Raw genomic sequence first — 9,229 nt, 5'->3', positions numbered from 1 at the left:
GTCTGAGCGCGGTACGAGGCGCGAGGGCCTTTGCCCGAGACATGCTTTCGAAGCCCCGGGTGCCCGCGATGATCGAGCCCGACGCGTACGCGGTGGGGGAGAATCTGGCTGTCACCAAAGGGGCCGTCGTACTGCAAACCTCGGTGTTCGAATTGATCCAGTACGCTCCGCAGACACCCAAGGTGCGCGCGATTCCGTTGCTCATGGTGCCGCCGGTGATCAACAAGTACTACGTCATGGATCTCGCGCCTGGGCGCAGCATGATCGAGTACTTCGTGCAGCAGGGCCAGCAGGTCTTTGTAATTTCGTGGCGGAACCCGCAAGCCCGCCATCGGGATTGGGGCTTCGACGCCTATGGGGCGGCGATCGTGGAGGCGATGGACGCGGCGGAGAAAATCACCGGGGCCGACAGCACGCACCTGTTGGCCACCTGTTCGGGCGGCATCCTGGCGGCGATGACGGCGGCCCATCTTGCCGACATCGGCGAGGGCGACCGGGTCGCAGGCCTCAACCTGGCGGTCACCGTGCTGGATGAGACCCGCGCGGGGTTCGCGGCCGCGGCGATGAGCGACCGCGCGGCGCAGGCGGCGATTCGAGTCTCCGCCAGGAAGGGGTTCCTGGACGGGCGCGACATGGCGGAGATGTTCGCGTGGCTCCGTCCCACCGACCTGGTGTGGCGGTACGTGGTGAACAACTACGTGCAGGGCCGCAAGCCGGCGGCGTTCGACGTGTTGTTCTGGAACGCCGACACGACCCGGATGGCCGCCGCGCTGCACCGCGACCTGGTGCTGATGGGGCTGCAGAATGCGCTGGTCACCCCGGGCGGGGTCAGCATGCTGGGTAGCCCGGTCGACCTGTATAAGATCACCGCGGACGCCTATATCGTCGGCGGCGTCGCCGACCACATCTGCCCGTGGCACGCCACCTATCGCAGCGCGCGCCTCCTGGGCAGCAAGGACAACCGCTTCGTGCTGTCCACCAGTGGTCACATCGCGGCGCTGGTCAACCCGCCAGGCAACCCCAAGGCGTCGTTCCGTACCGGCCCGGTCGACGCGGAGGATCCCGATCAGTGGGTGGACACTGCTGAAAAGCACGCGGACTCGTGGTGGCCGGACTATACGGCCTGGCTCGCTGAGCGCAGTGGCTCCGAGGTCGACGCGCCGAAAATGCTTGGTGGGGAGGAGCTTCCGCCTCTGGGCCCCGCTCCGGGCAGTTACGTGATGGAAAAGTGACGAAGTGACCGCACATGTGGTTACCGCGCCGCCCGAACTTGCCGACCAAGTCGCCACCATCCGTGGCGTGTTTGCGCGCGGACGCACCCGGACGGTCGAGTGGCGACTACGCCAACTTCGCGGCGTCGAGCGACTCCTCGACGAGAACGAGGATGAGATCGCCGCAGCCCTCGCCCAAGACCTCGGCCGCGAACGAGCAGAAGCTTGGCTGGGTGACATCGTGTCCTCAAGGGGCGAAGCGGAATTCGCGCGTAAGCACCTGAGCAGCTGGATGAAGCGGAAAAAGCAGCGGGTGCCGGTGAGCCAGCTCCCCGGCTCGGCGTGGGTGCAATACGAACCGCTGGGCGTGGTCCTCATCATCGCGCCGTGGAACTATCCGGTCTACCTCTCGCTGGGCCCGCTGGTGGCCGCCGTCGCGGCCGGCAACGGCGCCGTGCTCAAGCCGTCGGAACTGGCCCCCGCCACCTCGTCGCTTCTTGCCCGGCTGATCCCGCAGTACCTCGACACGGACGCGGTCGCCGTGGTCGAAGGCGCTGCCGACACCACACAGCAGCTGCTCTCATTGGGTTTCGACCACGCCTTTTTCACCGGCGGTACCGCGATCGGCAGCAAGATCATGGCCGGGGCGGCCGCGACGCTTACCCCAGTCACCTTGGAGCTCGGCGGCAAGAGTCCGGTCATCGTCGCCGCCGACGCCGATCTCGATGTGACGGCACGCCGGATCGCGTGGGGAAGGCTGTTGAACTCCGGGCAGACCTGCGTCGCGCCGGACTACGTGTTGGCCGACAAGTCCATCAAGTCAGAACTCGTTCGGCTGATCGTCGATAACGTGGCTGCTTTCCGCGCCGGAAATGACATGGGTATGCGAATCGTCAACGAGCGCCAATTCGACCGGCTCGTCGGCTATCTCGAAGCCACAAAGGGCGACGTCGTCATTGGGGGACACAGCGACCGGGATTCACTCACGATCGAGCCGACGGTCATCGTCGACCCAGATCCCGACGAGCCCGCGATGACCGACGAGATCTTCGGCCCGATTCTTCCAGTGATCGAAGTGGATTCGCTGGATCAGGCGATCAGCTTCGCCAATGGTCGACCGAAGCCGCTCGCCCTCTACGTGTTCTCCAGCTCGAAGGCCACCGGCCGCAGGATCATTGATTCGGTTCCGGCCGGCGGCGCGGTACTCAACCACGTCGCGATGCACCTGTTGGTGCCACAGCTGCCATTCGGCGGCGTGGGGTGCAGCGGTATGGGCTCCTACCACGGTGAGTGGGGATTTCAGGCGCTGAGTCACCGGAAGGCGGTCCTCGCCAAGACCACGAAGCCAGACCTCAAGCTGCTCTACCCGCCATACACCGACAAGGGACTGAAGATCATGCGCAGGATACTGGGATGACCCCGTATAAGACACAAGCTGCCGAGAAGCGTCAAGCGGCCCGAGATCGGCGTCGCCTTCGTGCTCTGCCCGTGAGTCAGTTCGGCGAGGAGTGCTACGTCGCCACCGGCGGGCAGCGGATTCGGGTGAACGTGCGGTGGGGAACCGGTGTGCCGCTGGTGTTGTGCAATGGCATCGGGGCCAGCCTGGAAGTGCTGGACCCGCTGGTGGAGCAGCTGGATCCGGAGACCACGGTGGTCAGATTCGATGTGCCGGGAACCGGAGGATCGCCCACATCCCTTGCGCCCTATGGGTTCCCGTACCTTGCCTGGGTGCTCGGCCGGGTGCTGTCCGAGCTGGGAATCGGCGTGGTGGACGTGCTCGGGCTGTCCTGGGGCGGGGCGCTCGCACAGCAGTTCGCCTTTCAGAACCCGCGCCGGTGCCGTCGCCTGGTTCTGGTGGCGACAGGTACCGGTGCGCTGATGGTGCCCGCGCATCCGCGCGTGCTGGTGAAAATGGCCACCCCGCGCAGGTTTTCGGATCCGGACTACGCCGCATCCATTGCCGGTGAGCTATACGGCGGCACGGTCCGCGCACACGGGGAGGATGTGGCGCGACTGTTTCTTCAGCAATTGCACGCCGGATCGAAGATGGGCTACCTGCACCAGCTTCTCGCGGGTTCGGTGTGGACCAGCCTGTTCGCGCTGTTTGCTGTACGGCAGCAGACGTTGATCGTGGCGGGCACCGATGATCCGATCATCCCGATGGTCAACGCGCGCATCTTGAACGCATTGCTGCCCCATGCGCGGCTGCACCAACACGGCGGCGGCCATATCGATCTGGTGCACAACGCCGTCGAGATCGTACCTGTCATCGAGGATTTTCTGCACGAACATGGAGATCGGCCATGACAACGATGCCAAAACCGCTCAGCTCATTTGAGACACGAAGCGCCAAGGACGCCGATCCAGCTACCGCGTCGCTCGTCGAGGACATCGGCGTGGCCCGGGAGACCGACTACTTCCTGATGGCCGATCAGCTGACCGACCCGGAAAAGGAGATCTTTGCCAAGGTCCGGGCGTTCGGCGAGGCCGAGATCCTGCCGATGGTCAACGAGTATTGGGAACGCGGCGAATTCCCATTCGACCTGATACCGAAACTTGCCGCGCTGAACGTTGTCGGCGACTACAACCTGGGCGACCACGGGTCCACGTCGATGAGCGCGGTCGCCGCCGGCCTCGTCACTTACGAGCTGTCCCGCATCGACGGGAGCATTGCCACGTTCTTCGCCGTACACGTCGGGTTGGCGATGCAATCAATCAACATCCTGGGCTCCCAGGAACAGCGGCAACGCTACCTGCCGGCGATGGCGCGTCTGGAAAAAATCGGCGCGTTCGCCCTGACCGAGCCCGAGCACGGTTCGGACGCCGTGATCCTCGAGGCCACCGCGGAGCGGCAAGGCGACGAATGGGTACTCAACGGCCGCAAGCGCTGGCCGGGCAACGCCGTGTGGTGCGACTACATCGTCGTATACGCCCGCGACACCGCGGACAACCAAGTCAAGGCGTTCGTCGTGGAGAAGGAGAACCCGGGCTACGCGGCGACCAAGATCGGCGGCAAGATGTCGCTGCGGATGGTTCAAAACGCCGACATCACTCTCACCGACTGCCGCGTGTCCGAAGACGCCCGGCTGCAGAACTGCAACAGCTTCAAAGATGTCGGCAAAGTGCTTGCGGGCACCCGCAATTCCGTCGCGTGGGGGTCGGCCGGACACGCCGTCGCGGCCTATGACATCGCCCTGAACTACGCACTGCGGAGAAAGCAATTCGGCAGGCCGATCGCCAGGACCCAGGTCATCCAGTCGATGCTGGTGGAGATGCTCGGCGATCTCACGTCGATGCAGCTGTACGCCATCCGAATGGCCCGGCTCATCGATGACGGCAAGGCCGAAGAAACGATGGCCGCGCTCGCCAAGTACTACTGCACAGTCAAGGGCCGCAACGTGTGTCGACTGGCCCGCGACGTATTAGGCGGCAACGGCGTCCTGCTCGACTTCCATGTCATGCGCCACCTGTGCGATATGGAAGCCCTGGTCACCTACGAAGGAACTGCCGAAATCCAGTCCCTCATCGTCGGCCGGCACATCACCGGGCAGAGCGCGTTCGCCTGACCCCGTAACCGAGGATTCCTCGGTAGAAGTAGAATATTTCTCGTGCCGAGGTCAGCGCCGGGCGAAGCGCGGGACCGATTGATGCAGACCGCCCGCCGCCGGTTCGCGGCCGATGGCGCCATCGCCGCGACGCTGGACGAGATCCGGCGCGACGCCGACGTCAGCGTCGGGGCGCTCTACCACCACTTCCCGGACAAGCCCGCGTTGGCGGCCGCCGTCTACGCCGAGGTGATGAGCGAGTACCAGGGGAGCTTCGTCGCGATGTTGCGCAGGCAGGGCACCGCGGAAGACGGTATTCGCGGCGGCGTAGCGCACCACCTGCGCTGGGTGGCCGCCAATCGCGGTGAGGCCGCGTTGCTGCTGGGAGACCGACTGGACAGCGCGGAGTTGCGCGAGGCGAACGCGGCGTTCTTCGCCGCCGTGCGGGATTGGTGGCGCCCGCACCACAGCTACGGAGTCTTGCGTCCGATACAGGCCGGAGTCACCGCCGCACTGTGGTTCGGTCCGGCCCAGGAATTCAGCCGGAATTGGATTGCCGGCGACGAGCCCCGACTGCCGCGCGGGGTGATCAAGACGTTCGCAGACGCCGCATGGACGGTGTTGCGGGCCGATGCTAGTGAGGAGGACAAGTGATGAGCTCAACACAATCGTTGTATGCCGGCATGGTCGCCGACGGCGACGACCCGGACGCACCGCGTCGGGTTCGGGTCGAGGACCGCGGTGACCGGGCGGTGGTGACCCTCGACGAGCCGAACCGGCTCAATGCGCTGTCGGCGCCGCTGGTGCGCCAATTGCGCTGCGCGATTGAAGCTCTCGTCGCCGACAGCGACATTCGCAGCGTGGTGCTCACTGGCGCCGATCCTGGCTTCAGCGCGGGTGGCGACTTGAAGATGATGCGTTCGGCCACCGAACAGCTGAGCAACCCGGAGGGTGTCGCCGACGTGTGGCGCTGGATTCGTCGCGAGTTCGGCGGTATTGCCCGGCTGATCGCCGGGGCGGACACGATTTTCGTCGCCGCGATCAACGGACCGGCGGCCGGCGTCGGATTGGCCTGGGCGCTGACCTGCGACGTCGCCATTGCCAGCGAGCGCGCGGTGATCGTGCCCGCGTTCGGCCGTCTCGGCCTGCTTCCCGAGGTCGGCACCAGCTGGGCGCTGACCCGCCGACTGGGCTATCAGGGCGCGCTTGCCTACTACCTGCGCGGTGAGCACATCGACGCCCGCGAGGCGCTGCGGCTCGGACTCGTGCAGCAGGTTGTCGCGCACGACGAACTGCTTGCTGCTGCCGACGAGTGGTGTGGGCGGGTGGCGGCGATGCCGCCGCACGCGGTCGCGATGACCAAGCCGTTGCTGCGTGCCACCGCCGACGCCGGCTGGCACGAGGCGTTGACCATGGAGGAATTCGCCGAGCCGATCTGTTTCACCACGGCCGCGTTTGCCGACAGCGTGAGCACGATGTTGGGACGGTGATCCGCTACGACCGGGCGGGTCGGACGTATTCGCTTACCCGTCAACCTGATCCACGGATCGGGGCCGTCATCGAGCAAGCGCTCCGCGATATGGCGACAGTCGCCAACATCGGCGCCGGGACCGGTTCCTACGAACCGTCGAACACCGTCGTCGCCGTGGAACCCAGCCCGGTCATGATCGCGCAACGCCGAGCCGACGCCGCTCCTGCGGTGCGGTCCGTGGCCGAACACCTGCCCATCGACATAGATGCCGTCGACGCGTCGATTGCGCTGCTGACCGTGCACCACTGGTCGGACCTCGCTGCCGGAGTCCTCGAGATGGTCCGCGTCGCTCGTCAGCGTGTCGTGATCTTCACCTGGGATGACATCGTCTTTCGTCAATTCTGGCTGCTGCGCGAGTATCTGCCCGCTGTAGCTGACACCGACGCGCGTCTGGCTGTGCCGATCTCCACACTGATGTCGCTACTGGGCACCGCGTCGATCTACACGGTGCCGGTACCGCACGACTGCGTCGACGGATTCGGCGGAGCCTACTGGCGCCGCCCTCGTGCGTATCTCGAAGAGACCGTGCGAGCCGGGATGTCGATGTTCGCGCTGACACCGAAAGCGTTGCTAACAAGGGGATTGGAGCGGCTCAGCGCCGACCTTGCCGATGGCGCTTGGGCGCGTCGGCATGCCGATCTTGTCGGCATGTCAGAGCTTGATCTCGGATACCGACTTCTCGTCTCGGATCTCAGGCCCGAATCTCCGCGGTCACGGCATCGGTGAGCATGATCAGGTCGCCGGGTGCGACGGCGACATCCCAGCCGCGGCGGCCCGCGCTGACGTACATGCGTTCCCAGGCCCTGGCGCCGGAGTCGACGACGGTCGGCAGCCGCGTGCGCTGCCCGAACGGCGAGACGGCACCCAGCACGTAACCGGTCGCCCGCTCAGCGGCGCGCTGATCGGCCATGGTGGCTTTGCCCGCACCCAGCGCTGCGGCGGCCGCCTTCAGCGACAACCGCGCCAGCGCCGGGAGAATCGCGACCGCCAAGCCGTCGGGAACCGCGATGATCAGCGTTTTGTAGATCTGCTCGGGGTCGACGGCGCCGGCACTGGTCAGCGCCCGAACGGCCTCGCCGCCGAACGAATGGTGCCGCCGGTCCCGATGAGCGCTGTCGAACTTCACCACCTCGTGCGGCACGCCCGCGTCGATCAGCACCGCCAGCGCCGGAGTCGCCGCGCCCGCCACCACTATTGCCCGTCGTGACCTGCTGCGCCCGGCTTCGCCGCGCGTGCCATCACCACCTAGGGTCCGGAGTATCCCGGCGGGTTGACGCCGTCCACCCAGAAGTCGACGCCGAGTGTGCCGCCCGGGATGCAGTTGTAGGTCGACAAGTCGCTGACGCCGGAGTCCAGCAGCACGTCTTCGCAGAGCAGGGTGTTGCCGGTGTAGTCGCGGGACGGCTTGTTGAGGATCACGTAGGCCGCGTCGGAATAGATCTCCGGCTTGCGTGCCCGACCCATCGCCTCTTCACCGCCGAGCAGGTTCTGCACCGCGGCGGTGGCCACCAGCGTGCGCGGCCACAGCGTGTTCGACGCGATGCCGTCTTCGCGCAGTTCCTCGGCGATACCCAGTGCGCACAGCGTCATACCGAACTTGGCCATCATGTAGGCCGTCGGCTTCAGCCATTCCTTCCCGAGCAGGACCGGCGGGGACAGCGTCAGGATGTGCGGGTTCTCCCGGCCTTTCATATGCGGGATACACGCCTGGGACACCGCGTACGTGCCGCGCACCTGGATGCCGTTCATCAGGTCGAATCGCTTCATCGGCACCTCGGAGATGGACCCAAGGTTGATCGCCGACGCGTTGTTCACGCAGATGTCGATGCCGCCGAACTGCTCGACGGCCTTGGCCACCGCCGACTCGACCGAATCCGGGTCGCGGACGTCGCCGACGATCGGCAGCGCCTGACCGCCGGCCTCCTCGAGCTCCTTGGCCGCGGTGTACACCGTGCCGGGCAACTTGGGGTGCGGTTCGGCGGTCTTGGCCACCAACGCGATGTTGGCGCCGTCCTGTGCGGCACGCTTGGCGATGGCCAGTCCGATTCCGCGGCTGGCACCGGAGATAAACATGGTCTTGCCCTTGAGTGACATGAGCGCCACAGTAACGCTGCTCACAGTGGCTCCGAATAAGCGGCCCGGATTGGGTCCGACGCCCACCCGGAAATAGCGCGGTGATCGTTGCTGTTGACCATGCGGAGCAGACAGTGTCAGTCGCAGCCTTTAGATTGGGAAAGGGGATCTCTGTGTCAACGGCGACAAGCCTCATTGGCGAAGAGCAGTTGGCCGGGTGCCAGACGGGTCCGGTGTTAATGGACCTGTTCACCGGCATCGCGACAGAAGGGACTGCGTTACCCACTATGGCCGACATAGATAGCGCGACCGAGCCGGAGACCGCGGACGTCGGTGACGTCTCTGACGGTTCCGCGCGCCGCCGCTCGAACGAGACCGACGCGGCGCTGACCGCGCGCTTCGAGCGCGACGCGATTCCGCTGCTGGATCAGCTCTACGGTGGCGCGCTGCGGATGACCCGCAACCCGGCCGACGCCGAGGACCTGCTGCAGGAAACGATGGTGAAGGCCTACGCGGGCTTCCGGTCCTTCAAAGAGGGCACCAACCTCAAAGCGTGGCTCTACCGGATCCTGACCAACACCTACATCAACAGCTATCGCAAGAAGCAGCGGCAGCCGGCCCAGTATCCGACTGATGAGATCACCGACTGGCAGTTGGCCGCCACCGCGGAGCACTCCTCGACCGGGTTGCGATCCGCGGAGGTCGAAGCGCTGGAGGCGCTGCCTGACACCGAAATCAAGGAGGCCCTGCAGGCGCTGCCTGAGGAATTCCGGATGGCGGTCTACTACGCCGACGTCGAAGGTTTCCCTTATAAGGAAATCGCCGAGATCATGGACACCCCGATCGGGACGGTGATGTCGCGACTGCAC

The 9,229-nt window shown here is 65.7% G+C and carries 10 protein-coding genes; 8 read left to right on the top strand and 2 right to left on the bottom strand.

The window, feature by feature from the left end:
- From WAN02_RS29570 to WAN02_RS29540, 7 genes are all read left to right on the top strand, one after another.
- Nucleotides 1-1,232: PHA/PHB synthase family protein (locus WAN02_RS29570; protein WP_422268940.1), on the top strand; the 1,232-nt coding region annotated here is incomplete at its 5' end.
- 4 nt (nt 1,233-1,236) lie between these two features.
- Entirely contained in the window at nt 1,237-2,628 is a 1,392-nt protein-coding gene (locus tag WAN02_RS29565) for an aldehyde dehydrogenase family protein (RefSeq protein ID WP_422268939.1), read from the top strand.
- A 71-nt stretch (nt 2,629-2,699) separates the two neighbouring features.
- Nucleotides 2,700-3,518, top strand: a complete 819-nt coding sequence (gene phaZ / locus WAN02_RS29560) for a poly(3-hydroxyalkanoate) depolymerase (RefSeq protein WP_422268938.1) — start codon at nt 2,700-2,702, stop codon at nt 3,516-3,518.
- On the top strand, nt 3,515-4,777 hold the full coding sequence (locus tag WAN02_RS29555) for an acyl-CoA dehydrogenase family protein (RefSeq protein WP_422268937.1): 1,263 nt from the start codon (nt 3,515-3,517) through the stop codon (nt 4,775-4,777). Before phaZ ends, WAN02_RS29555 begins: the two co-directional genes overlap by 4 nt.
- Before the next feature lie 81 nt (nt 4,778-4,858).
- Nucleotides 4,859-5,410: a TetR/AcrR family transcriptional regulator gene (locus WAN02_RS29550; RefSeq protein ID WP_422268943.1), complete on the top strand. Its 552-nt coding sequence runs from the start codon at nt 4,859-4,861 to the stop codon at nt 5,408-5,410.
- Entirely contained in the window at nt 5,410-6,246 is an 837-nt protein-coding gene (locus WAN02_RS29545) for an enoyl-CoA hydratase/isomerase family protein (RefSeq protein ID WP_422268936.1), read from the top strand. Before WAN02_RS29550 ends, WAN02_RS29545 begins: the two co-directional genes overlap by 1 nt.
- The gene (locus WAN02_RS29540) at nt 6,243-7,013 is read left to right on the top strand and encodes a class I SAM-dependent methyltransferase (protein ID WP_422268935.1); all 771 of its coding nucleotides are present in this window, start codon (nt 6,243-6,245) and stop codon (nt 7,011-7,013) included. The genes WAN02_RS29545 and WAN02_RS29540 overlap by 4 nt, the downstream gene beginning before the upstream one ends.
- Here WAN02_RS29540 and WAN02_RS29535 read toward each other — a convergent pair.
- Together WAN02_RS29535 and WAN02_RS29530 are read right to left on the bottom strand one after the other, a co-directional pair.
- Nucleotides 6,979-7,476 carry a YbaK/EbsC family protein gene (locus WAN02_RS29535; protein ID WP_422268934.1) on the bottom strand — a complete coding sequence of 166 codons (498 nt, stop codon included), beginning with the start codon at nt 7,474-7,476 and terminating at the stop codon, nt 6,979-6,981. The two genes, WAN02_RS29540 and WAN02_RS29535, sit on opposite strands and share 35 nt — an antisense overlap.
- A 56-nt stretch (nt 7,477-7,532) precedes the next feature.
- Nucleotides 7,533-8,381 (bottom strand): SDR family oxidoreductase, encoded by an 849-nt coding sequence (locus WAN02_RS29530; protein ID WP_422268942.1) that lies wholly within the window; start codon nt 8,379-8,381, stop codon nt 7,533-7,535.
- Between the two features lie 266 nt (nt 8,382-8,647).
- Here WAN02_RS29530 and WAN02_RS29525 point away from each other — a divergent pair.
- A partial coding sequence (locus WAN02_RS29525) for a sigma-70 family RNA polymerase sigma factor (protein WP_422268941.1) occupies nt 8,648-9,229 on the top strand: 582 nt, incomplete at its 3' end.

The sequence above is a fragment of the Mycobacterium sp. genome, from assembly GCF_049281135.1.
Classification (GTDB): Bacteria; Actinomycetota; Actinomycetes; order Mycobacteriales; family Mycobacteriaceae; genus Mycobacterium.
This window is presented reverse-complemented; position numbering and strand designations above follow the sequence as displayed.